We start from the raw sequence: 22,045 nt of genomic DNA on the forward strand, positions 1-22,045 counted from the left end.
ACCAGATGGTGGAGATCAAGACCCCCGAGCAGATCGCGAAGATGCGAGCGGCCGGGCTGGTCGTCGCCGAGGCGCTCAAGGCGTGCCGCGAGGCGGTCGCCCCGGGAATCACCACCCAGGAGCTCAACGACATCGCCGACAAGGTCATCACCGACCACGGCGCCACCTCGAACTTCCGGGCCCACCACGGCGGCCTCTGGTTCCCGGGCGTGATCTGCGCCTCGGTGAACAACGAGGTCGTCCACGGCATCCCCGGGGAGCGGGTGCTGCAGGAGGGCGACCTCATCTCGATCGACTGCGGCGCGATCCTGGACGGCTGGCACGGCGACGCGGCGATCACCGTCGCGGTCGGCGAGGTCGCCCCGGAGGTGGAGATGCTGAGCCGGGTCACCGAGGGCTCAATGTGGGCCGGCATCGCCCAGATGAAGAAGGGCAACCGCCTGGTCGACGTCTCCAAGGCGATCGAGGGCTTCATCCGCCGCCAGCCGCTGCCGCCCAAGGGCAAGTGGGGCATCACCGAGGGCTACGGCGGCCACGGCATCGGCACCGCGATGCACATGGAGCCGCACGTGCTGAACTACGTCGAGCGCGGCCGCGGCAAGGGCCCGAAGCTGATCCCCGGCACCGTGCTGGCCATCGAGCCCATGGTGTCGCTGGGCACCCCGCACACCACCGTGCTGGAGGACGACTGGACCGTCGTGACCAACGACGGCACCTGGGCCTCGCACTGGGAGCACTCGGTGGCCGTCACCGAGCAGGGTCCGGTCGTGCTGACCGCCTTCGACGGCGGCCGGGAGATGCTGGCCAAGCTGGGTGTGACGGCCGCGCCGGACCCGCTGGCGTAGTGCCGCGGAAACTCCCCGGAGCAGCCAACTTCCGCTGCTGACAAGGGATCAGGGCCCTGGAGGTTTGGACTTCCAGGGCTTTTGTCCTATTTTTATGCGCCGGTAGTGGCTTCGATCGGCAGGAGAGAGCAGTGCTCAAGGGATTCCGCGACTTCATGATGCGCGGCAACGTGGTCGACATGGCGGTCGGTGTGGTGATCGGCGCCGCGTTCACCGCGGTGGTCACCGGCTTCGTCTCCGCCTTCCTCACCCCGCTGGTGGGTGTGGTGGTCGGAGCCGCGGGCGACTTCGGCTCCTACAAGGCGACGATCGCCGGCGTGACCTTCCCGTACGGGCAGTTCCTCAACGTGCTGATCGCGTTCCTGATGACCGCGGCCGTGCTCTACTTCTGCGTCGTGCTGCCGGTGACCAAGGCCACCGCCCGCTACATGCCGAAGAAGCCGAAGACCCCGAAGCGCCCCTGCCCCGAGTGCCTGACCGAGATCCCCGAGGCCGCCCGCCGCTGCTCGGCCTGCACCGCCCACGTCGAGCCGCTCGCCGCGCCGGCCGCCCGCTGATCGGGTACCCCCGTTTTGGTCCATCCTTCGCCCTGGCGTAGGATGGACCGTCGGCTCACTCGTAGCGTGCTCCAGCACGCCCTCTTCCCCCTCGTCGGGGTCGGGGTGGACCCAGGTTCGCACGAGCGTTCCGCATACGGTAGCCGGTCCCGGAAGGTGGATCTCGCAGTTCATGGCTAAGAAGCAAGGCGCCATTGAGATCGAGGGCACCGTGATCGAGTCTCTTCCGAACGCGATGTTCAAGGTCGAGCTGCAGAACGGTCACAAGGTCCTCGCGCACATCAGTGGCAAGATGCGCATGCACTACATCCGCATCCTGCCGGACGACCGGGTCGTGGTGGAGCTCAGCCCCTACGACCTCACGCGCGGCCGGATCGTCTACCGCTACAAGTAAGAACGTCAGATCTAGACCCGGAGAACCTGAACGATGAAGGTCAAGCCGAGCGTCAAGAAGATCTGCGACAAGTGCAAGGTGATCCGCCGTCACGGCCGGGTCATGGTGATCTGCGACAACCTGCGCCACAAGCAGCGCCAGGGCTGATCTCTCCCCAGCATTTCTCGTAGTACTTCGCGCGACGCGAAAACGTCATAAGCGGGCCACCCGATCCGTCCCAGGGACGGACTGCCGCCCCCGGTCAGAGGCCGGGGCTCCCTCACCGTGAGGTGTCGGAGTAGGTGGCACGCCAGACCTCTGAAGAACCACAGGAGCCATGAATGGCACGCCTCGCCGGCGTTGATCTCCCCCGTGAGAAGCGGATCGAGATCGCCCTCACCTACGTGTACGGCATCGGCCGTACCCGCGCCCAGCAGACCCTCGCCGAGACCGGCGTCAACCCGGATGTCCGCGTTCGCGACATCGCCGAGGAAGACCTGGTCAAGCTGAGCCAGTACATCGACGCCAACTTCACGGTCGAGGGTGACCTCCGCCGCGAGGTGGCCGCCGACATCCGCCGCAAGGTCGAGATCGGCTGCTACGAGGGTCTGCGTCACCGCCGCGGCCTGCCGGTCCGCGGTCAGCGCACCCACACCAACGCGCGTACCCGCAAGGGCCCGCGTCGCGCGATCGCCGGTAAGAAGAAGCCGGGCAAGAAGTAGTCCGTCCCGTCACCGGACATCCCTCCGGCCCGCGGGTCAGCGGACCGACCACCTCAGTAGGAGAACAGACTTATGCCCCCCAAGGGTCGTCAGGCTGCCGGCGCGAAGAAGATCCGCCGCAAGGAAAAGAAGAACGTCGCTCACGGCCACGCGCACATCAAGAGCACGTTCAACAACACCATCGTTTCGATCACCGACCCGTCGGGCAACGTGATCTCCTGGGCCTCCGCCGGCCACGTCGGCTTCAAGGGCTCGCGCAAGTCCACCCCGTTCGCCGCGCAGATGGCCGCTGAGGCCGCTGCCCGTCGCGCGCAGGAGCACGGCATGCGCAAGGTCGACGTCTTCGTGAAGGGTCCGGGCTCCGGCCGCGAGACCGCGATCCGTTCGCTCCAGGCCACCGGCCTGGAGGTCGGCTCGATCCAGGACGTCACCCCCACCCCGCACAACGGCTGCCGGCCGCCGAAGCGCCGCCGCGTCTGACGCAGCGCCTTCGGGCACGCGGGTTCTGCTTCACACCTCGTACGGGCTCCCGTTTCTCGCGGGAGCCCGTACGCTTGGTCCTGTCGGCATCAAATAGTGGGTGCCGAAGACAACCGGAGGATTCTTCCCCATGCTTATCGCTCAGCGTCCCTCGCTGACCGAAGAGGTCGTCGACGAGTTCCGCTCGCGGTTCGTGATCGAGCCGCTGGAGCCGGGCTTCGGCTACACCCTCGGCAACTCCCTGCGCCGCACGCTCCTGTCGTCGATCCCGGGTGCCGCTGTCACCAGCATCCGCATCGACGGCGTCCTGCACGAGTTCACCACCGTGCCGGGCGTCAAGGAGGACGTCACCGACCTCATCCTCAACATCAAGCAGCTGGTCGTCTCCTCGGAGCACGACGAGCCGGTCGTGATGTACCTGCGCAAGCAGGGCCCGGGTGTGGTCACCGCCGCCGACATCGCGCCGCCGGCCGGTGTCGAGGTGCACAACCCCGAGCTCGTCCTCGCCACCCTGAACGGCAAGGGCAAGCTGGAGATGGAGCTGACCGTCGAGCGCGGTCGCGGCTACGTCTCCGCCGTCCAGAACAAGGCGTCCGGCCAGGAGATCGGCCGCATCCCGGTCGACTCGATCTACAGCCCCGTGCTGAAGGTCACCTACAAGGTCGAGGCCACCCGTGTCGAGCAGCGGACCGACTTCGACAAGCTGATCGTCGACGTCGAGACCAAGCCCGCCATGCGTCCGCGCGACGCCATGGCCTCGGCCGGCAAGACCCTGGTGGAGCTGTTCGGCCTCGCCCGCGAGCTGAACATCGACGCCGAGGGCATCGACATGGGCCCGTCCCCGACGGACGCCGCCCTGGCCGCCGACCTGGCGCTGCCGATCGAGGAGCTGGAGCTCACCGTCCGCTCCTACAACTGCCTCAAGCGCGAGGGCATCCACACCGTGGGTGAGCTCGTCGCCCGCTCCGAGGCCGACCTGCTCGACATCCGCAACTTCGGTGCGAAGTCGATCGACGAGGTCAAGGCGAAGCTGGCCGGCATGGGCCTGGCCCTCAAGGACAGCCCGCCCGGGTTCGACCCGACCGCCGCCGCCGACGCCTTCGGCGCCGACGACCTGGACGACGCGGGTTACGCGGAGACCGAGCAGTACTGAGAGACTTGACCACGGGGGCGGTTCCCCGGAACCGCCCCCGTCGTCGTGAAAGCCGTACGGGCACCGTGCCCGTACGCCCGCTGCGGTACCTGGTACGGCCGCAGTCGGAGATTCGAGGAGTAATTCCATGCCGCGTCCCACCAAGGGTGCCCGCCTCGGCGGCGGCCCGCACCACGAGCCCCTGCTGCTCGCCGGTCTGGCCCGTGAGCTGTTCCAGTACGGCCGCATCACCACCACCGAGGCCAAGGCCCGCCGCCTGCGCCCGCTGGCGGAGAAGCTGATCACCAAGGCGAAGAAGGGCGACATCCACAACCGTCGCCTGGTGCGCAAGACCATCACCGACGTGTCGGTGCTGCACACCCTCTTCACCGAGATCGCGCCGCGCTACGAGAACCGCCCGGGTGGCTACACCCGCATCACCAAGATCGGTCCCCGTCGTGGCGACAACGCCCCGATGGCCGTGATCGAGCTGGTCGAGGCGCTGACCGTCGCGCAGACCGCCGTCGGCGAGGCCGAGGCCGCCACCAAGCGTGCCGTCAAGGAGGCCGACGCCAAGGCCGAGGCCACCGAGACCAAGGCCGACGAGGCCGAGGCCGCCGAGCAGGCCTGACACCACGAGGTGTGTCACGGGCCCGCTTCCCCATCCGTGGGGGAGCGGGCCCGTTCCTCATGTCCAGGGAGTGGAGAGCAGTGCTCAACGATTGCGCCGAGCGGCCCCCGGTCAAGGACGGTCCGGCCGACGGGTACGTCCGGATCCGGCTCGACCTCGCCTACCACGGCGCCGACTTCTCGGGCTGGGCCCGCCAGAAGGGCGGCCGCCGCACGGTCCAGGAGGAGATCGAGACCGCCCTGCAGGTCGTCACCCGCAGCTCCGAGCTCTTCCCGCTCACCGTGGCCGGGCGCACCGACGCCGGGGTGCACGCCCGCGGCCAGGTCGCCCACGTCGACCTGCCGGACGGACTCTGGGCCCAGCACGGCGAGAAGCTGCTCCGCCGGCTGGCCGGGCGGCTGCCCGGCGACGTCCGGATCTACCGGGCGGCCGAGGCCCCGGCCGGCTTCGACGCCCGCTTCTCGGCCGTCTGGCGCCGTTACGCCTACCGGGTCGCCGACCACCCCGGCGGCGTCGACCCGCTGCTGCGCGGCCACGTGCTCTGGCACGACCGGCCGCTGGACCTGGAGAAGATGAACGCCGCCGCGCGGCTGCTGCTCGGCGAGCACGACTTCGCCGCGTACTGCAAGAAGCGCGAGGGCGCGACCACCATCCGCACCCTGCTGGAGCTGCGCTGGGACCGGGTGCCGGTGGACGCGTACGCCGCCCAGGAGGGCTCGCTGGCGGTCGCCACCGTCCGGGCCGACGCCTTCTGCCACAACATGGTGCGGGCGCTGGTCGGCGCGATGCTGCTGGTCGGCGACGGGCACCGCCCGGTGGAGTTCCCCGGCGAGGTGCTGGCCGGCGGCGTGCGCAACTCCGCCGTCAACGTGATCCGGCCGTACGGGCTGACCCTGGAGGAGGTCGGCTACCCGGCGGACGACCTGCTCGCCGAGCGCAGCCGGGCCGCCCGCCGGATGCGCACCCTGCCGGGCGCCGCCGCCCCTGCGGGCGCCGTGGAGCCGGCCGTCGATTAATCGGTTTTGGTCCGGGGCGGCGCCTTGGGACAATCGGCTCCATGGGACACGTCGAGATTTCGCACCTGGAGTACTACCTGCCGGACGGGCGGGTGCTGTTCGACGACGCTTCCTTCCGGGTGGGGGAGGGCGCGGCGGTCGCGCTGGTCGGGGCCAACGGCGCCGGGAAGACCACGCTGCTGCGCATGATCGCGGGCGACCTCCAGCCGCACGGCGGCTCGGTGACGATCAGCGGCGGGCTCGGCGTGATGCGCCAGTTCGTCGGCACCACCGGCCGCGAGGAGCAGCGCCGGCCCGGCGACGAGCAGTCCGGCCCCGGCCCGCTGCCCGCCGACGCCTCGGTCCGTGACCTGCTGGTCTCGGTCGCCCCCGAGCGGATCGCCAAGGCGGCCCGCGCGGTCGACGCCGCCGAGCTGGCGATGATCGCCCAGGACGACGAGAAGACGCAGATGGCCTACGCCCAGGCGCTCTCCGACTGGGCCGACGTCGGCGGCTACGACTACGAGACCGACTGGGACGTCTGCACCATGGCGGCCCTCGGCGTGCCCTTCGACAAGGCCCAGTGGCGCGGCCTGAACACGCTCTCCGGCGGCGAGCAGAAGCGGCTCGTCCTGGAGGCGCTGCTGCGCGGCCCCGAGGAGGTGCTGCTCCTCGACGAGCCGGACAACTACCTGGACGTCCTGGGCAAGCGCTGGCTGGAGGAAGCCGTCAAGGCCACCTCGAAGACGGTGCTGTTCATCTCGCACGACCGCGAGCTGCTCTCCCGCACCGCCGAGAAGATCATCAGCGTCGAGTCCGGCGCGGCCGGTTCCAGCGTCTGGGTGCACGGCGGCGGCTTCGACACCTTCCACGAGGCCCGCAAGGCCCGCTTCGAGCGGTTCGAGGAGCTGCGCCGCCGCTGGGACGAGGAGCACGCCAAGCTCAAGAAGCTGGTGGTCACCCTGCGCCAGGCCGCCGCGGTGAGCCACGAGATGGCCTCCCGGTACGCGGCCGCGCAGACCAGGCTCAAGAAGTTCGAGGACGCCGGCCCGCCGGAGGCGCCGCCGCGCGAGCAGAACATCACCATGCGGCTCAAGGGCGGGCGCACCGGGGTGCGCGCCTTCACCATGGAGCGGCTGGAGCTCACCGGCCTGATGCAGCCCTTCGACCTGGAGGTCTTCTACGGCGAGCGGATCGGTGTGCTCGGTGCCAACGGCGCCGGCAAGTCGCACCTGCTGCGGCTGCTCTCCGGCGACGAGACGGTCGCGCACACCGGCAGCTGGAAGCTCGGCGCCCGCGTGGTGCCCGGTCACTTCCGGCAGACCCACGCCCACCCCGAGCTGCTCGGCCGCACCGTGCGCTCGATCGTCGAGGAGGAGCACGCGCTCAGCCGCGGCGCCGCGATGGGCGCGCTGCGCCGCTACGAGCTGGACCGGCAGGAGGAGCAGAAGTTCGAGTCGCTCTCCGGCGGCCAGCAGGCCCGGCTGATGATCCTCAAACTGGAGCTGTCCGGTGTCACCGCGCTGCTGCTCGACGAGCCGACCGACAACCTGGACCTGGAGAGCGCCGAGGCGCTGCAGGCCGGTCTGGAGGCCTTCGACGGCACGGTGATGTGCGTCACCCACGACCGCTGGTTCGCGAAGACCTTCGACCGGTTCCTGGTGTTCGGCGCCGACGGGCGGGTCTACGAGTCGGCCGAGCCGGTCTGGGACGTCACCCGGGTCGAGCGGGATCGCTGAGGAATTTTGACCCTCCCCTCGCCTGCCGGTAACCTGGGCGCTTGATGTGCGTATTGGCTCGCTCTATCTCACGTGAGAGGTCGGTACGCCGGAGACATCGGGTCGACGACCAGCGGCTCCCCCTTGAATTGCGTCCAAGGCGGCCAGGCTGATCCCTCCTCCAGGTGCTCCTGTCAGGACTCACTCACTGAAAAGCGAAGGCTACGACCGTGCGTACGTACAGCCCCAAGCCCGGCGACGTCCAGCGTCAGTGGCACGTCATCGACGCGACCGACGTCGTGCTCGGCCGCCTGGCCTCCCAGGCCGCCAACCTCCTCCGGGGCAAGCACAAGGCGATCTACGCGCCGCACGTTGACACTGGTGACTTCGTCATCATCATCAACGCGGACAAGGTGCACCTGTCGGGTAACAAGAAGACCCAGAAGCTGGCGTACCGCCACAGCGGGTTCCCGGGCGGTCTCCGCTCGGTCCGCTACGACGACCTCCTGGCCAACAACCCGGAGAAGGCCGTCGAGAAGGCCATCAAGGGCATGATCCCCAAGAACAGCCTGGGCCGTCAGATGCTCTCGAAGCTGAAGGTCTACTCGGGCGACCAGCACCCGCACGCTGCCCAGCAGCCGGTGCCGTTCGAGATCACCCAGGTCGCGCAGTAATTCCGGCCACCAAGCCCCCCATCACTGAAAAGAGCTGAGGAACACCGTGGCCGAGACCACCGAAACCCTTGAGGTCGACTTCGACGAGACCGTCGTCGAGGGCGAGTACACCTCCGAGGAGAGCTACACCTCCGAGTCCCTGGCCGGCCGCTTCGGCGAGGCCGTCCCCGGCGCCGGCCTCGGCCGTCGCAAGGAGGCGATCGCCCGCGTGCGCATCGTCCCGGGCACCGGGCAGTGGAAGATCAACGGTCGCACCCTGGAGAACTACTTCCCCAACAAGGTGCACCAGCAGACCGTGAACGAGCCCTTCAAGCTCCTGGAGCTGGACGGCCGTTACGACGTCGTCGCCCGCATCACCGGCGGCGGCGTGTCCGGCCAGGCCTACGCGCTGCGCCTCGGCGTGGCCCGTGCCCTGAACGAGGCCGACGTGGACAACAACCGCGGCGCCCTCAAGAAGGCCGGCTTCCTGACCCGTGACGCCCGCGCCGTCGAGCGCAAGAAGGCCGGTCTGAAGAAGGCCCGCAAGGCGCCGCAGTACAGCAAGCGCTAATTGCGCCCCCGGGGGTGCGTACCGCCCTGGTGGTGCACGCCCCTGGATGCGCTCTACACGCCCCGGAGTACCCCGTGTACTCCGGGGCGTCGTGTTCCCCGGCCATTGTGCGGAGCCCGGGGATTCGATCGGATTCACTGCAAGGCATTGCGGCGATGGAGGACGGGACAGTGGGACGACTCTTCGGTACGGACGGCGTACGCGGTGTGGCCAACGAGGGACTGACGGCGGAGCTGGCGCTCGGCCTGTCCGTCGCGGCGGCGCACGTGCTCGGCGAGGCGGGGGCCTTCGACGGTCACCGGCCGGTCGCGGTGGTCGGCCGCGATCCGCGCGCCTCGGGCGAGTTCCTGGAGGCCGCGGTCATCGCCGGCCTGGCCAGCGCGGGTGTCGACGTCCTGCGGGTCGGTGTGCTGCCCACCCCGGCGGTGGCGTACCTCACCGGCGCGCTCGGCGCCGACTTCGGCGTGATGCTCTCCGCCAGCCACAACGCCATGCCGGACAACGGCATCAAGTTCCTCGCCCGCGGCGGCCACAAGCTGGACGACCGGATCGAGGACGCCATCGAGGCCCACTACCACAAGCACGCGGCGGGCGGCGAGGAGTGGAACCGCCCGACCGGCGCGGCCGTCGGCCGGGTCCGGGAGTACACCGAGGGCTTCGACAAGTACGTCGCCCACCTCATCGGCGTGCTGCCCAACCGCCTGGACGGCATCCGGGTCGTCATCGACGGCGCGCACGGCGCGGCCGCGTACGTCGCCCCCGAGGCCTTCGCCCGGGCCGGCGCCGAGGTCGTGCACACCCTGGGCGCCGAGCCCACCGGCCTCAACATCAACGACGGCGTCGGCTCCACCCACCTGGACCGGCTGCGCGTCGCCATGCGCGAGCACGCGGCCGACCTCGGCATCGCGCTGGACGGCGACGCCGACCGCTGCCTGGCCGCCGACGCGGACGGCAACGAGGTCGACGGCGACCAGATCATCGCGATCCTGGCCGTCGCCATGAAGGAGGCCGGCACGCTGCGCCGCAACACCGCGGTTGCCACCGTGATGTCCAACCTGGGCTTCAAGCTGGCCATGGAGCGCGAGGGCGTCGAACTCGTGGAGACCGCCGTCGGCGACCGGTACGTGCTGGAGGCGATGAAGGAGCACGGCTTCGCGCTGGGCGGCGAGCAGTCCGGCCACGTCATCCTGCTGGACCACGCGACCACCGGCGACGGCACCCTGACCGGCCTGATGCTGGGTGCCCGGCTGGCGGCGACCAAGCAGCCGCTGGCCGACCTGGCCGCCGTGATGACCCGGCTGCCGCAGGTGCTGATCAACGTCAAGGGCGTCGACAAGGCCCGGGTCGCGACCTGCGTGGAGCTGTCCGCCGCGGTCTCGGCGGCCGAGGCCGAGCTGGGCGCCACCGGCCGGGTCCTGCTGCGCCCCTCGGGCACCGAGCCGCTCGTCCGGGTGATGGTCGAGGCGGCCGACGAGGTGCAGGCGCAGTCCGTCGCGCAGACGCTGGCCACCGCGGTCCGCACCTACCTGGGCTGACCGGTCCCGCAACGGCAGGGCCCCCGCCGCGCACGCGCGCGGCGGGGGCCCTGCCGTCGTCCGCTCAGAGCTTGCGCAGCAGCGCGCGGCGGACCTTGTGGTCCGCGCCCTTCTGCAGGATCAGGGTGGCCCGGCCGCGGGTCGGCAGCACGTTCTCCAGCAGGTTGGGCCGGTTGATGGTGCGCCAGACCTGACGGCCGTACTCCATCGCCTCCTCCTCCGGCACCTCCGTGAAGCGGCGGAAGTAGGAGTTCGGGTCCTGGAAGGCGGTCTGCCGCAGCTTGCGGAAGCGGTCCAGGTACCAGCTCTCGATGTCGTCGGTGCGGGCGTCGACGTAGATGGAGAAGTCGAAGTAGTCGGCCACCGCGAGGCGGGTGCGGCCGTCGGTGCCGGGCAGGGCCGGCTGGAGCACGTTCAGGCCCTCGACGATGAGGATGTCCGGGCGCTCCACGGTGAGCCGGCGGTCCGGCACGATGTCGTACACCAGGTGGGAGTAGACCGGCGCGGTGACCCGCTCCTTGCCGGCCTTCACGTCCGCGACGAAGCGCATCAGCGCCCGGCGGTCGTAGGACTCGGGGAACCCCTTGCGGGCCATCAGGCCGCGCCGGCGCAGCTCGGCGTTGGGCAGCAGGAAGCCGTCGGTGGTGACCAGCTCGACCCGGGGGTGCTCCGGCCAGCGGGCCAGCAGGGCCTGCAGCAGGCGGGCGGTGGTGGACTTGCCGACCGCGACCGAGCCGGCCACGCCGATGATGAACGGCGTGCGGGTGCGCTCGGTGTCCGGGGTGTCCAGGAAGGTGCCCAGTGCGCCGCGCAGCTCGTGCGTGGCGTGGATGTAGAGGTTCAGCAGCCGCGACAGCGGCAGGTAGACGTCCCGGACCTCGTCGAGGTCGAGGGCGGTGCCGAGACCGCGCAGCCGCTCCACCTCCTCGGCGGTCAGCGGCAGCGGCGTACGCTCGCGCAGTGCGCTCCACTCGGCCCGGCTGAGGTCCACGTAGGGGGACGGCGAAGGGCCGGGCGTGGTGTCGCCCCGCGTACAGAGTTCGGTCAGCACATGCTCCATTGTGGGCCGTAGCGCCGTTCGGGGTGGTTGTGGTGTCGGTCACGGCCCGCGGGCGAACCGTGCGAAACGGGCGCACGGGGCGCCCTTATGCTGGCACGCATGTGCGGAATTGTTGGATACGTGGGCTCCCAGCCCGCCCTTGACGTAGTAATCGCAGGCCTGCAGCGACTGGAGTACCGGGGTTACGACTCGGCCGGTGTCGCGGTGCAGGTGCAGGGCTCCGACGGGCAGTGGAGCCTCGCCACCGACAAGCGGGCCGGCAAGCTCGCGAACCTGGAGAAGTCGCTCGCCGAGACCCCTCTTCCCGGCGGCACCACCGGCATCGGCCACACCCGCTGGGCCACCCACGGCGGTCCGACGGACGCCAACGCCCACCCCCACCTGGACGACGCCGCCCGGGTGGCGGTCGTCCACAACGGCATCATCGAGAACTTCGCCCAGCTCCGCGCCGAGCTGGCCGAGCGCGGCCACACGCTGCGCTCGGAGACCGACACCGAGGTCGTCGCGCACCTGCTCGGCGAGGAGTTCCGGGGCGACCTGGCGGAGGCCATGCGGGCGGTCTGCCGCCGGCTGGAGGGCGCCTTCACCCTGGTCGCGGCGCACGCCGACGCCCCGGACGTGGTGGTCGGCGCCCGTCGCAACTCGCCGCTGGTGGTCGGGCGCGGCGAGGGCGAGAACTTCCTCGCCTCCGACGTCGCCGCGTTCATCGCGCACACCCGCGAGGCGGTCGAGCTGGGCCAGGACCAGGTCGTCGAGCTGCGCCGGGACGGCGTGACGGTGACCAACTTCGACGGCACCCCCGCCGACGTGCGCGAGTACCACGTCGACTGGGACGCCTCGGCCGCCGAGAAGGGCGGCTACGACTACTTCATGCTCAAGGAGATCGCCGAGCAGCCGAAGGCCGTCGCCGACACCCTGCTCGGCCGGATCGGCACCGACGGCCGGCTCACCCTCGACGAGCTGCGGATGTCCGACACCGACCTGCGTTCGGTCGACAAGGTCGTCATCGTCGCCTGCGGCACCGCCTTCCACGCGGGCATGATCGCCAAGTACGCGATCGAGCACTGGACCCGGATCCCGTGCGAGGTGGAGGTCGCCTCCGAGTTCCGCTACCGCGACCCGATCATGGGGCCGGGCACGCTGGTCATCGCCATCTCGCAGTCCGGCGAGACCATGGACACCCTGATGGCGCTGCGGCACGCGCGCGAGCAGGGCGCCAAGGTGCTGGCGATCTGCAACACCAACGGCTCGACCATCCCGCGCGAGTCGGACGCGGTGCTGTACACCCACGCCGGTCCCGAGGTGGCCGTCGCCTCCACGAAGGCGTTCCTGACCCAGCTGGTGGCCTGCTACCTGGTGGCGCTGTACCTGGGCCAGGTGCGCGGCACCAAGTGGGGCGACGAGATCCTCGCCGTCATCAAGGAGCTCGGCGACGCGCCGAAGCAGGTCGAGCAGGTGCTGGAGACCATGGAGCCGGTGCGCGAGCTGGCCCGCTCCCTGGCGGACGCGCGCTCGGTGCTGTTCCTGGGCCGGCACGTCGGCTTCCCGGTGGCCCTGGAGGGCGCGCTCAAGCTCAAGGAGCTCGCCTACATGCACGCCGAGGGCTTCGCGGCCGGCGAGCTGAAGCACGGGCCCATTGCGCTGATCGAGGAGGGGCTGCCGGTCGTGGTCGTCGTGCCGTCGCCGCGCGGCCGTTCGATCCTGCATGACAAGATCGTCTCCAACATCCAGGAGATCCGGGCCCGCGGTGCGCGGACCATCGTGATCGCGGAGGAGGGCGACGAGGCGGTCGTCCCGTACGCCGACCACCTGATCCGCATCCCGGTCACGCCGACCCTGCTGCAGCCGCTGGTCTCCACCGTGCCGCTGCAGGTCTTCGCCTGCGAGCTCGCCACGGCCAAGGGCCACGAGGTCGACCAGCCGCGCAACCTCGCGAAGTCGGTCACCGTCGAGTAGTCCGCCCGGTGCCCCTGCGGTGGCTGCGTGCCGGCGCAGGGGCGCCGTGTCGGGCGTGAACGCGAACGGCGCGGGCAGGCCGGGCGGCCCGGACCGGTGGGGGTGCCTCCCGGCCGCCGGGCCGGGGGCCGTCGGCGGCCGACGACCAGCCGGCGAGGTGCGTGCTCCGGCGGCGGCCGCCTGGCGTGATCCGGACGAGAGGACCTAGCGTCGGCGGTAGCCGACCGCTGAAGGAGTCCCCGCATGCGTCACGCCCATCGCGTCGAAGTCGTCCGGGCCGCCGAGGCCGCGGCGATGGCCAGGCTTCCCGCAGGGACGCTGATGCAGCGGGCCGCCGTCGGGCTCGCCGCGACCTGCGCGCGGCTGCTGACCGGCCGTCGTGGGCGGGTGTACGGCAGCCGGGTGGTGGTGCTGGCGGGCAGCGGGGACAACGGGGGTGACGCACTGTACGCGGGTGCGGCGCTGGCGCGGCGCGGGGCGCGGGTGTCGGCGGTGCTGCTCGCCCCGGCGCGGGCGCACGCCGCCGGGCTCGCGGCGCTGCGGGCGGCCGGCGGGCGGGTGGTCGCGGAGCAGGAGGCCGGCCTGGCCGACTTCTCGCGCGCGGACCTGGTGCTGGACGGCATCGTCGGCATCGGGGGGAAGGGCGGGCTGCGGCCGGAGGCCCAGCCGTACGCGCGGGCCGTGCGGTCCGGGGCGGTGGTGGCCGTCGACGTGCCCAGCGGGGTGGACGCCGACACCGGCGAGGTCGCGGGCGTGGCGCTGCGGGCTGACGTGACGGTCTGCTTCGGTACGTACAAGCCCGGGCTGCTGATCGATCCGGGGGCCTCGTACGCCGGGGCGGTGCAGCTGGTGGGGATCGGGCTGGAGCTGCCGGCGGCGGAGGTCCTGGCGCCGCAGCACGCGGACGTGGCCGCACTGCTGCCGGTGCCGGGGGCGGAGAGCGACAAGTACCGGCGCGGGGTGGTCGGGGTGGCGGCCGGGTCGGCGCGCTACCCGGGGGCGGCGCTGCTGGCGGTCGCCGGGGCGCTGCGCGGCGGCGCGGGCGCGGTGCGGTACGTGGGGACGGCTGCCGAGGAGGTGGTGCGGCGCTTCCCGGAGGCGCTGGTCACCGAGGGCGGGCCGGCCGGGGCGGGGCGGGTGCAGGCCTGGGTGGTCGGGCCGGGCGGCGGCGAGGGGGCCGGGCGGGCGCTCGCGGAGGCGCTGGCGGCCGACGTGCCGGTGCTGGTGGACGCGGACGGGCTGACCGAGCTGGCCCGGCTCGGGCCGGACGCGCTGGCGGGGCGGACGGCGCCGACGCTGCTGACCCCGCACACGGGCGAGGCCGCCCGGCTGCTCGCCGGGGCGGACGGCGGGGGCGGCGGGGGCGCCGCCCGGCCGCCGGCCGCCGAGGAGCTGGCGGCCGCCCGGCTGGCCACGGCGCGGCGGCTCGCGGCGGCGTACCGGGCGACGGTGCTGCTGAAGGGCTCGACCACGGTGGTCGCCGATCCGGGCGGCGCCGTGCGGGTGAACCCGACCGGCACCTCCTGGCTGGCGACGGCCGGCAGCGGGGACGTCCTGGCCGGCCTGGCCGGCTCGCTGCTCGCCGCGGGCCTGTCCCCGCTGGACGCCGCCTCGGTGGCCGCCTACCTGCACGGCCTCGCCGCCCGCCGCGCCGCGGCCGCTCCCGGCGCCCCCGTGACCGCCCTCGACGTGGCGGCCGCCCTCCCCGCCGCCTGGAACGACGTCCGCACGGCGGCGCCGGAGCCGTCCGCCCGGGACGTCCCGGGGCGGGGCGCCGGACCGGTCCGTACATGGCGGGCGGGGCCGGGCCCGGGAGGGAACCGGGGGTGACGCGTGGGCGTCCGGAGGGGGGTGGGGGTTGCGGGGGGAGCGGTGCGCCGACGGGCCGTTCGGCGAGGACCCTGGGACGTCTGGGAGACTGACCCTGATGACAACTGCGAAGACGACCGTGATGCCCACGCTCACCGAAGGCGCGCGGGCCGAGGCGACCATCGACCTCGCCGCCCTGCGCGGCAACCTCGACGCGCTGCGCGAGCGGGTCGGCGGCGCCTCGGTGATGGCCGCGGTCAAGGCGGACGCCTACGGGCACGGCGCCGTCCGGTGCGCCCGGGAGGCGGTCGCGGCAGGGGTCCGCTGGCTGGGCACCGCGACGCCGGAGGAGGCGCTCGCGCTGCGCGCCGCCGGCATCGGGCCGGACCGGGCCCGCATCCTGTGCTGGCTGTGGACCCCCGGCGGCCCCTGGCGCGAGGCCCTCTTCGCCGACCTCGACATCTCGGTCAGCGGCCGGTGGGCGCTCACCGAACTGCTCGCCGCCGTGCGCGCCACCGGCATCCCGGCCCGGGTCCACCTCAAGGCCGACACCGGCCTCGGCCGCAACGGCTGCCAGCCGCACGACTGGCCCGAGCTGGTCGCCGCCGCCCGCCGCGCCGAGCTGGACGGCCTGCTCACCGTGGTCGGCGTCTGGTCGCACTTCGCCGCCGCCGACGAGCCCGGCCACCCCTCCATCCAGGCCCAGCTGGACGCCTACCGCGCCGCCCTGGCCACCGCCGAGGCGGCCGGCCTGCGGCCCGAGGTGCGGCACCTGGCCAACTCGCCCGCCACCCTGCTGCTCCCGCAGTCGCACTTCGACATGGTCCGCACCGGCCTCGCGATGTACGGGCTCTCGCCGGTCCCGGAGGTCGGCTCGCCGGCCGACTTCGGCCTGCGCCCGGTGATGTCGCTGACCGCCCGGCTGGCCCTGGTCAAGCACGTCCCCGGCGGCCACGGCGTCAGCTACGGCCACCACTACACCACCCCCGGCCCGACCACGCTGGGCCTCGTCCCGCTCGGCTACGGCGACGGCGTCCCCCGGCACGCCAGCGGCATCGGCCCGGTGCAGATCGACGGCAAGTGGCGCACCGTGGCCGGCCGGGTGGCGATGGACCAGTTCGTCGTCGACCTCGGCGGCGACACCCCGGAGATCGGCGACGAGGTGCTCGTCTTCGGCAACGGCGACCGCGGCGAGCCGACCGCCGAGGACTGGGGCCGCGCCTGCGGCACCATCTCCTACGAGATCGTGACCCGGATCGGCTCCCGGGTGCCGCGCCGCTACGTCGGCGGCCTGGACGAGGACCCGCTCGGATGAGCGGGCAGCCCGGAGCCGATGCGGCCGGGGCGGTCGGCGGCGTGGCCCGCGCCGTCAAGGCGGCCGGGACGGCCACCGGGGTGAGCCGGGCCGGTCTGATCGGCATCTCGGTCGGTGTGCTCGCGGCCGGCGCCGCCGCGGGCGTGGCGATCGAACGGCTGACGGTCGGGCGGACGATGCGCCGCCGGGCCCGCGCCGAGCTGGACGCCAAGGCCCCGTACGGCTCGCTGCGCGGCCGCCCCCGCACCGTCGCCGCCGCGGACGGCACCGAGCTGTACGTCGAGCTGGACGGACCGGAGCCGGACGGAGCCGGTGCGGCGGGTGCGCCCGAGCCGCTGACCGTGGTCTTCTGCCACGGCTACTGCCTCAACCAGGACAGCTGGCACTTCCAGCGCGCCGCCTTCCGCGACGGTCCGCGCCTGGTCTTCTGGGACCAGCGCAGCCACGGCCGCTCCGAGCGCTCCCGCTCCTTCCTGGCCGGCGAGCCCGCCGGCATCGACCAGCTGGGCGGTGACCTCAAGGCGGTGATCGACGCCGTCGCGCCGACCGGCCCGCTGGTCCTGGTCGGCCACTCGATGGGCGGCATGACGGTGATGGCGCTGGCCGACCAGCACCCCGAGCTGTTCCGCGAGCGGGTCGCCGGCGTGGCGCTGATCGGCACCCTGGCCGGGAACTGGGACGCCGTCACCTTCGGCCTGCCCCAGGCGGGTGCCCGGCTGTTCCGCCGGGTCGCGCCGGGCATGATGAAGCTGCTCGGCCGTCAGACGGACCTGGTGGAGGCCACCCGCCGGCTGGGCTCGGACGTCAGCGCCGTCTTCTACCGGCGGTTCTCCTTCGGCGCGAAGGACGTCGACCCGGGCGTGGCCCGGTTCGCCGAGCAGATGCTGGACGCCACCCCGATCGACGTGGTGGCCGAGTTCTACCCGGTGTTCTCGGCGCACGAGAAGACCGCGGCCCTCGCCGCGCTGCGCGGCATCCCGGTGCTGGTGCTGACCGGCACCAAGGACCTGCTCACCCCGCCCGGCCACGGCGAGGTGATGGCCGAACAGCTGCCGGGCGCCGAACTGGTCCTGGTCGAGGACGCCGGGCACCTGGTGATGCTGGAGCGCCCCGACGCGGTCGACGGCCGGCTGGCCGCGCTGTTCGAACGGGCCGCCCGCTTCCGCGGTGCCGTCGTCCCGCCGGCGCCCCCGGCGGTCGGCGAGCCGTAGCGCGCCCGGCGGGCGGCGGCCGGCGGACGCCCGGCGCGGCCGGGGCCGGCGATGTGGCACGGTAGCGGGGGCGCCCGAGAGCCGGTGCGCCGCCGTACGGACCGAAGGGCTTGATTCACGCATGGGCTCGCACGCCACTCTCACCGCCGCCACCCCCGACCGGATGGGCCGGCTCGGCCGGGAGCTGGCCGCGCTGCTGCGCCCGGGGGACCTGGTGCTGCTCTCCGGCGAGCTGGGCGCGGGGAAGACCACGCTGACCCGGGGCCTCGGCGAGGGGCTCCGGGTGCGCGGCGCGGTCACCTCGCCGACCTTCGTGATCGCCCGGGTGCACCCGTCGCTGGTCGGCGGCCCGGCGCTGGTGCACGTCGACGCCTACCGGCTGGGCGGGGACCTCGACGAGATGGAGGACCTCGACCTCGACGTCTCGCTGCCCGAGTCGGTGGTGGTGGTCGAGTGGGGCGAGGGCAAGGTCGAGCGGCTCTCGGAGGACCGCCTGGAGGTCCGGATCGAGCGGGCCGTCGGCGCCGAGGCGGCGGCGGAGGGCGACCTGGACCCGCGCCGGGTCCGGCTGACCGGCATCGGCCCGCGCTGGGCCGGCGTCGACCTGTCGGTGCTGGCCTGAGGGAGCCGCCCGGCCCGGGTCACGGTTTGCCGACAGTCCGTCGGGAAGATGTTGCGGTCGGGGTCCCGGGCGTGGTGGGATGGGTTCTGAGGTTAGGTCTGCCTAACTAGGAGGCGCCATGCCGAGCACCACGCCCGCCCCGGAGCGCGAACCGCGCGGGACCGGGGCCGAGGGGCCCGACCGACGTGCCGAGGGCGAGCCGATGCGGGCCCTGCTGGCCGCCTGTGCGGCGGCGGAAGCGGTTTCCACCCCGCCCGGACGCCGCCCGGCGGGGAGCCCGCGGCCCGGGGAACCGGCGGACGGCGGCGCGCACGACACCCGCCGCGCCGCGTAGCCACCGCAGCGCCCGCCCGCCCCCCCGGCCGGGGTCAGGCGATCACGACGACCTTGGTGTCCTTCGGCGCGAAGTCCCAGAGCAGCTGGCCGTCGGCCCGGCTGCTGCGGATGCCGCCGGTCTTGGCCTTCGAGTCGCCGCCCCCGATCGCGGAGGGCGTTCCCGACGCGGACGCGGACGCGGTCGGGGCGGCGGCCGGCGTGCCGGTGGCACCGTCGACGGCCGCGCTGAAGCCGAACACCACGCCGTTCTGCTGGGCGAACCGCACCACGTGCTCGATCTGCTTGCCGTCGGTGCCGGTGCCGGACTGGGTGCGGCTGTAGACGGGGTAGCTGCCGGGGGCCGGCTCCACGGTGCCCGGGGTGACCGGGAAGGCGGCCACCACCTGGGGGGTCTTCTTCGGGTCGATCAGCCAGACGTAGTGCCCGCTGACCGAGTAGACGACCCGCAGGCCGGTGCCGGTGCCCGCGGTGGGCAGCGCCGGGGCGGTCGGCGTCGGCGTGGTGGTCGGGGTGGCCGAGGCGGCCGGCCCGGTGGACGGGGCGGAGGTGCTCGCGCCGGGATCGGCGGCGACCGCGCGGTCCTGCGCGCCGTTGGCCTGGAAGGCCAGCAGGCTCACCACCGCCAGGGCCCCCAGGGTCAGCCCCGTGACCACCACTCCAGGACCCATCTTCGCCACGTGTGCTCCCACCGCCGTCCCTGAAACCGTCGGCCCCATCGTGCCAGGTTCGCCCGTCCGGTCCGCATCTCGTCGGACGTGTGTTCCGCCATGCTGCGGGTTTTCGGTCGTGCGGCGCACACCGGCGGCGGGGCGGGAGCGCGCCCCGCCGGTCGCCGCAGGACCGGTCACCGCCCGACCGGTCTAACCTTGACCCGTGCTGCTGCTCGCGTTCGACACCGCTACCCCCGCCGTCACCGCCGCCGTCCACGACGGCACGGCCGTCCTCGCCGAGACCGACCAGGTCGACGCCAGGCGCCACGGCGAACTCCTGTTGCCCGCGATCGACCAGGTGCTGCGGGCGGCCGGTGTCGACAAGCACCGGCTGACCGGCATCGCCGTGGGCGTCGGCCCGGGCCCGTACACCGGCCTGCGGGTCGGCCTGGTGACCGCCGCCGCGCTGGGCCACGCCCTGGACCTGCCGGTGCACGGCGTCTGCACCCTGGACGCGATCGCCCACCGGGCCCGCGCCGAGGGCCTGGCCGGCGAGCCGTTCACGGTGGCCACCGACGCGCGCCGCAAGGAGGTCTACTGGGCCGCCTACGACGCCGAGGGCCGCCGGACCGAGGGCCCCTCGGTGGACCGCCCGGGCGACCTGACGCCGCCGGCGCGCTCGGTCGGCGCCGGTGCGCTGCTCTACCCGGACGCCTTCCCCGGCGCGCACGGCCCCGAGCACGTCTCGGCCGGCGCGCTCGCCGACTTCGCCGCCGCCGAGCTGGCCGCCGGCCGGGCCCTGCTGCCCAACGCCCCGCTCTACCTGCGCCGCCCGGACGCCCAGGTGCCGGCCGGCTACAAGGCGGTGCTCCCGGCGTGACCGGCCCGAGCACCGACGGGGCCGTGCGCACCGGCGTCCCCGCCGCCGCCCTGCGCCCGATGCGCTGGTGGGACCTCGCCCCGGTGCTGGCGCTGGAACAGGAGCTGTTCCCCGAGGACGCCTGGTCCGCCGGCATGTTCTGGTCCGAGCTGGCCGAGGCCCGCCCCGGCGGCACCCGCCACTACACCGTCGCCGTCACCCCGGACGGCACGCTCGTCGGCTACGCCGGGCTGATGGCGGTGGCCGGCGAGGGCGACGTCCAGACCATCGCCGTCGACGGCCGCCACCAGGGCACCGGACTCGGCGCGGCGCTGCTCGCCGACCTGGTCCGGGAGGCCGCCCGGCGCGGCTGCGCGGACCTGCTGCTGGAGGTGCGGGTGGACAACGCCCGCGCCCAGCGGCTCTACGAGCGCTTCGGTTTCGAGCCGGTCGGCATCCGGCGCGGCTACTACCAGCCCGCCGGCATCGACGCGCTGGTGATGCGCCTCGACCTCGCGGCCGCCGCCGTCGACGGCGCCGCCGCCCCCGAAGACCTCGACGAACCCGCGGGCCACCCGCGACCGGACGTGAAGAAGGACACCCCCCATGGCTGACGAACCGCTCGTCCTCGGCATCGAGACCTCCTGCGACGAGACCGGCGTCGGCATCGTGCGCGGCACCACGCTGCTCGCCGACGCGGTGGCGTCCAGCGTCAACGACCACGCCCGCTTCGGCGGCGTCGTCCCCGAGATCGCCAGCCGCGCGCACCTGGAGGCGATGGTCCCCACCATCCAGCGCGCCCTGGACACCGCGGGCGTCAAGGCGGGCGACCTGGACGGCATCGCCGTCACCGCGGGCCCCGGCCTGGCCGGCGCGCTGCTGGTCGGCGTGAGCGCCGCCAAGGCGTACGCGTGGGCCCTGGACAAGCCGCTGTACGGCGTCAACCACCTCGCCTCGCACATCTGCGTGGACCAGCTGGAGCACGGCCGCCTGCCGTCCCCGACGATGGCCCTGCTGGTCTCCGGCGGGCACTCCTCGCTGCTGCTCAGCGAGGACATCACCAGCGACGTCCGCCCGCTCGGCGCCACCATCGACGACGCGGCCGGCGAGGCCTTCGACAAGGTGGCCCGGGTGCTCGGGCTGGGCTTCCCCGGCGGCCCGGTGGTGGACCGCACCGCCCGCGAGGGCGACCGCAAGGCGATCGCCTTCCCGCGCGGCCTGACCGGCCCCAAGGACCCGGAGTACGACTTCTCCTTCTCCGGCCTGAAGACCGCCGTCGCCCGCTGGGTGGAGGCGAAGCGACGGGCCGGCGAGGACGTGCCGGTCGCCGACGTCGCGGCGTCCTTCCAGGAGGCGGTCACCGACGTGCTGACCCGCAAGGCGGTCAAGGCCTGCAAGGACAACGGCGTCGACCACCTGATGATCGGCGGCGGCGTGGCGGCCAACTCCCGGCTGCGCGAGATGGCCCAGCAGCGCTGCGACCGGGCCGGCATCCGGCTGCGGGTGCCGCGTCCGGGCCTGTGCACCGACAACGGCGCGATGGTCGCCGCGCTCGGCTCCGAGATGGTCTGGCGCGACCGCGCGCCGTCCTCCTTCGACCTGTCGGCGGACTCCTCGCTGCCCGTCACCGAGGTCCACGTTCCGCACACCGACGTCCACGGCGAGGCCTACCGGGCGCTGGGCGGCGGGCGGTGACCACCACCGCCGCGATGTGGGAGGCCCGGGCCGCCGACGGGCGCGGCGCCGAGCTCTCCGCGTGGGTGCGGGAGAGCGCGCTGCCCGCGCTGCGCGGCCGTCCCGGGCTGCTGCGCAGCGAGCTGTTCGCCGCTCCCGGCGAGCGCGTGCTGCTGATCACCTGGTGGTCCGGCGAGCCGGTGCCGGTGGCCGAGCCGCCCGCCGCGCTGCTGGGCCGTCCGGTGCACCGCTGGTCCTTCACCAGCGAGCACGTGGAGTAGCCCCCGGCAGCCGTTCGCACGCCCGACCGGGAACCGAACGTCCGACCGTTACCGTGCTAG

General features: G+C 73.2%; 25 protein-coding genes. 23 read left to right on the top strand and 2 right to left on the bottom strand.

Features of this window, described 5'->3' with window-relative positions; all coding sequences use genetic code 11:
- Positions 1–5: 5 nt before the first annotated feature.
- The 13 genes from map to glmM all read left to right on the top strand — a co-directional run bounded on the left by map (position 6) and on the right by glmM (position 10,212).
- A complete protein-coding gene (map, locus tag ACFVVL_RS05685; RefSeq protein WP_380292249.1) occupies positions 6–845 on the top strand; it encodes a type I methionyl aminopeptidase in 840 nt (279 codons plus the stop codon).
- Positions 846–976: 131 nt separating this feature from the next.
- Positions 977–1,402, top strand: coding sequence for a large conductance mechanosensitive channel protein MscL (gene mscL / locus ACFVVL_RS05690; RefSeq protein WP_355358394.1), 426 nt, complete (start codon positions 977–979; stop codon positions 1,400–1,402).
- Between the two features lie 172 nt (positions 1,403–1,574).
- On the top strand, positions 1,575–1,796 hold the full coding sequence (gene infA / locus ACFVVL_RS05695) for a translation initiation factor IF-1 (protein ID WP_003956442.1): 222 nt from the start codon (positions 1,575–1,577) through the stop codon (positions 1,794–1,796).
- A 33-nt stretch (positions 1,797–1,829) separates the two neighbouring features.
- Complete coding sequence (rpmJ, locus tag ACFVVL_RS05700; protein ID WP_003956441.1) at positions 1,830–1,943, top strand: 50S ribosomal protein L36; 114 nt, start codon at positions 1,830–1,832, stop codon at positions 1,941–1,943.
- Positions 1,944–2,116: 173 nt separating this feature from the next.
- A complete protein-coding gene (rpsM, locus tag ACFVVL_RS05705; RefSeq protein ID WP_344338008.1) occupies positions 2,117–2,497 on the top strand; it encodes a 30S ribosomal protein S13 in 381 nt (126 codons plus the stop codon).
- Between the two features lie 72 nt (positions 2,498–2,569).
- The gene (gene rpsK / locus ACFVVL_RS05710) at positions 2,570–2,977 is read left to right on the top strand and encodes a 30S ribosomal protein S11 (protein WP_014136257.1); all 408 of its coding nucleotides are present in this window, start codon (positions 2,570–2,572) and stop codon (positions 2,975–2,977) included.
- A gap of 130 nt (positions 2,978–3,107) precedes the next feature.
- Positions 3,108–4,130 carry a DNA-directed RNA polymerase subunit alpha gene (locus ACFVVL_RS05715; protein WP_030055844.1) on the top strand — a complete coding sequence of 341 codons (1,023 nt, stop codon included), beginning with the start codon at positions 3,108–3,110 and terminating at the stop codon, positions 4,128–4,130.
- A 127-nt stretch (positions 4,131–4,257) separates the two neighbouring features.
- Entirely contained in the window at positions 4,258–4,740 is a 483-nt protein-coding gene (gene rplQ, locus ACFVVL_RS05720; protein ID WP_387671551.1) for a 50S ribosomal protein L17, read from the top strand.
- Between the two features lie 80 nt (positions 4,741–4,820).
- Positions 4,821–5,756 carry a tRNA pseudouridine(38-40) synthase TruA gene (gene truA, locus ACFVVL_RS05725; protein WP_380292254.1) on the top strand — a complete coding sequence of 312 codons (936 nt, stop codon included), beginning with the start codon at positions 4,821–4,823 and terminating at the stop codon, positions 5,754–5,756.
- A 41-nt stretch (positions 5,757–5,797) separates the two neighbouring features.
- The gene (locus tag ACFVVL_RS05730) at positions 5,798–7,474 is read left to right on the top strand and encodes an ABC-F family ATP-binding cassette domain-containing protein (RefSeq protein ID WP_387671553.1); all 1,677 of its coding nucleotides are present in this window, start codon (positions 5,798–5,800) and stop codon (positions 7,472–7,474) included.
- Positions 7,475–7,683: 209 nt separating this feature from the next.
- Positions 7,684–8,127, top strand: a complete 444-nt coding sequence (gene rplM, locus ACFVVL_RS05735; RefSeq protein ID WP_030055846.1) for a 50S ribosomal protein L13 — start codon at positions 7,684–7,686, stop codon at positions 8,125–8,127.
- A 46-nt stretch (positions 8,128–8,173) separates the two neighbouring features.
- Positions 8,174–8,677 (top strand): 30S ribosomal protein S9, encoded by a 504-nt coding sequence (rpsI, locus tag ACFVVL_RS05740; RefSeq protein ID WP_030300426.1) that lies wholly within the window; start codon positions 8,174–8,176, stop codon positions 8,675–8,677.
- 170 nt (positions 8,678–8,847) lie between these two features.
- Positions 8,848–10,212 carry a phosphoglucosamine mutase gene (glmM, locus tag ACFVVL_RS05745; RefSeq protein WP_380292258.1) on the top strand — a complete coding sequence of 455 codons (1,365 nt, stop codon included), beginning with the start codon at positions 8,848–8,850 and terminating at the stop codon, positions 10,210–10,212.
- Between the two features lie 64 nt (positions 10,213–10,276).
- On the opposite strand, the gene coaA is transcribed toward glmM, so the two are convergent.
- A complete protein-coding gene (coaA, locus tag ACFVVL_RS05750) occupies positions 10,277–11,272 on the bottom strand; it encodes a type I pantothenate kinase (protein WP_380292260.1) in 996 nt (331 codons plus the stop codon).
- Positions 11,273–11,371: 99 nt separating this feature from the next.
- Between coaA and glmS the strand changes: the two genes are divergently transcribed.
- From glmS to ACFVVL_RS05780, 6 genes are all read left to right on the top strand, one after another.
- Positions 11,372–13,228 (top strand): glutamine--fructose-6-phosphate transaminase (isomerizing), encoded by a 1,857-nt coding sequence (gene glmS, locus ACFVVL_RS05755; protein ID WP_380292262.1) that lies wholly within the window; start codon positions 11,372–11,374, stop codon positions 13,226–13,228.
- 243 nt (positions 13,229–13,471) lie between these two features.
- Positions 13,472–15,058 carry an NAD(P)H-hydrate dehydratase gene (locus tag ACFVVL_RS05760; protein ID WP_387671556.1) on the top strand — a complete coding sequence of 529 codons (1,587 nt, stop codon included), beginning with the start codon at positions 13,472–13,474 and terminating at the stop codon, positions 15,056–15,058.
- A 121-nt stretch (positions 15,059–15,179) separates the two neighbouring features.
- The gene (gene alr / locus ACFVVL_RS05765; RefSeq protein ID WP_380294377.1) at positions 15,180–16,352 is read left to right on the top strand and encodes an alanine racemase; all 1,173 of its coding nucleotides are present in this window, start codon (positions 15,180–15,182) and stop codon (positions 16,350–16,352) included.
- Positions 16,349–17,563, top strand: coding sequence for an alpha/beta fold hydrolase (locus tag ACFVVL_RS05770; RefSeq protein WP_387671558.1), 1,215 nt, complete (start codon positions 16,349–16,351; stop codon positions 17,561–17,563). Before alr ends, ACFVVL_RS05770 begins: the two co-directional genes overlap by 4 nt.
- 121 nt (positions 17,564–17,684) lie before the next feature.
- Complete coding sequence (tsaE, locus tag ACFVVL_RS05775; RefSeq protein ID WP_380294372.1) at positions 17,685–18,185, top strand: tRNA (adenosine(37)-N6)-threonylcarbamoyltransferase complex ATPase subunit type 1 TsaE; 501 nt, start codon at positions 17,685–17,687, stop codon at positions 18,183–18,185.
- A 118-nt stretch (positions 18,186–18,303) separates the two neighbouring features.
- Positions 18,304–18,519, top strand: coding sequence for a hypothetical protein (locus ACFVVL_RS05780; RefSeq protein ID WP_387671560.1), 216 nt, complete (start codon positions 18,304–18,306; stop codon positions 18,517–18,519).
- Positions 18,520–18,553: 34 nt separating this feature from the next.
- Here the strand turns inward: ACFVVL_RS05780 and ACFVVL_RS05785 are convergent, their stop codons facing one another.
- Complete coding sequence (locus tag ACFVVL_RS05785) at positions 18,554–19,189, bottom strand: hypothetical protein (RefSeq protein ID WP_387671724.1); 636 nt, start codon at positions 19,187–19,189, stop codon at positions 18,554–18,556.
- Between the two features lie 205 nt (positions 19,190–19,394).
- Between ACFVVL_RS05785 and tsaB the strand changes: the two genes are divergently transcribed.
- From tsaB to ACFVVL_RS05805, 4 genes are read left to right on the top strand one after another with little or no spacing between them, the layout of a single operon-like run.
- A complete protein-coding gene (gene tsaB, locus ACFVVL_RS05790; protein WP_380294371.1) occupies positions 19,395–20,051 on the top strand; it encodes a tRNA (adenosine(37)-N6)-threonylcarbamoyltransferase complex dimerization subunit type 1 TsaB in 657 nt (218 codons plus the stop codon).
- Positions 20,052–20,110: 59 nt separating this feature from the next.
- A complete protein-coding gene (gene rimI, locus ACFVVL_RS05795; RefSeq protein WP_387671726.1) occupies positions 20,111–20,644 on the top strand; it encodes a ribosomal protein S18-alanine N-acetyltransferase in 534 nt (177 codons plus the stop codon).
- Entirely contained in the window at positions 20,637–21,725 is a 1,089-nt protein-coding gene (tsaD, locus tag ACFVVL_RS05800) for a tRNA (adenosine(37)-N6)-threonylcarbamoyltransferase complex transferase subunit TsaD (protein ID WP_387671562.1), read from the top strand. The genes rimI and tsaD overlap by 8 nt, the downstream gene beginning before the upstream one ends.
- Positions 21,722–21,985: a hypothetical protein gene (locus ACFVVL_RS05805; RefSeq protein WP_380294369.1), complete on the top strand. Its 264-nt coding sequence runs from the start codon at positions 21,722–21,724 to the stop codon at positions 21,983–21,985. Before tsaD ends, ACFVVL_RS05805 begins: the two co-directional genes overlap by 4 nt.
- Positions 21,986–22,045: the final 60 nt, after the last annotated feature.

The organism is Kitasatospora sp. NPDC058115, from assembly GCF_042884635.1.
Taxonomy (GTDB): domain Bacteria; phylum Actinomycetota; class Actinomycetes; order Streptomycetales; family Streptomycetaceae; genus Kitasatospora.

Excerpts from the sequence above, each read along its gene's own strand:
- map (WP_380292249.1), top strand. The coding sequence starts at position 6 with ATGGTGGAGATCAAGACCCCCGAGCAGATCGCGAAGATGCGAGCGGCC.
- infA (WP_003956442.1), top strand. The coding sequence starts at position 1,575 with ATGGCTAAGAAGCAAGGCGCCATTGAGATCGAGGGCACCGTGATCGAG.
- rpmJ (WP_003956441.1), top strand. The coding sequence starts at position 1,830 with ATGAAGGTCAAGCCGAGCGTCAAGAAGATCTGCGACAAGTGCAAGGTG.
- rpsM (WP_344338008.1), top strand. The coding sequence starts at position 2,117 with ATGGCACGCCTCGCCGGCGTTGATCTCCCCCGTGAGAAGCGGATCGAG.
- rpsK (WP_014136257.1), top strand. The coding sequence starts at position 2,570 with ATGCCCCCCAAGGGTCGTCAGGCTGCCGGCGCGAAGAAGATCCGCCGC.
- ACFVVL_RS05715 (WP_030055844.1), top strand. The coding sequence starts at position 3,108 with ATGCTTATCGCTCAGCGTCCCTCGCTGACCGAAGAGGTCGTCGACGAG.
- rplQ (WP_387671551.1), top strand. The coding sequence starts at position 4,258 with ATGCCGCGTCCCACCAAGGGTGCCCGCCTCGGCGGCGGCCCGCACCAC.
- ACFVVL_RS05730 (WP_387671553.1), top strand. The coding sequence starts at position 5,798 with ATGGGACACGTCGAGATTTCGCACCTGGAGTACTACCTGCCGGACGGG.
- coaA (WP_380292260.1), bottom strand. The coding sequence starts at position 11,272 with ATGGAGCATGTGCTGACCGAACTCTGTACGCGGGGCGACACCACGCCC.
- glmS (WP_380292262.1), top strand. The coding sequence starts at position 11,372 with ATGTGCGGAATTGTTGGATACGTGGGCTCCCAGCCCGCCCTTGACGTA.
- ACFVVL_RS05760 (WP_387671556.1), top strand. The coding sequence starts at position 13,472 with ATGCGTCACGCCCATCGCGTCGAAGTCGTCCGGGCCGCCGAGGCCGCG.
- alr (WP_380294377.1), top strand. The coding sequence starts at position 15,180 with ATGCCCACGCTCACCGAAGGCGCGCGGGCCGAGGCGACCATCGACCTC.
- ACFVVL_RS05770 (WP_387671558.1), top strand. The coding sequence starts at position 16,349 with ATGAGCGGGCAGCCCGGAGCCGATGCGGCCGGGGCGGTCGGCGGCGTG.
- tsaE (WP_380294372.1), top strand. The coding sequence starts at position 17,685 with ATGGGCTCGCACGCCACTCTCACCGCCGCCACCCCCGACCGGATGGGC.
- ACFVVL_RS05780 (WP_387671560.1), top strand. The coding sequence starts at position 18,304 with ATGCCGAGCACCACGCCCGCCCCGGAGCGCGAACCGCGCGGGACCGGG.
- ACFVVL_RS05785 (WP_387671724.1), bottom strand. The coding sequence starts at position 19,189 with ATGGGTCCTGGAGTGGTGGTCACGGGGCTGACCCTGGGGGCCCTGGCG.
- rimI (WP_387671726.1), top strand. The coding sequence starts at position 20,111 with ATGCGCTGGTGGGACCTCGCCCCGGTGCTGGCGCTGGAACAGGAGCTG.
- tsaD (WP_387671562.1), top strand. The coding sequence starts at position 20,637 with ATGGCTGACGAACCGCTCGTCCTCGGCATCGAGACCTCCTGCGACGAG.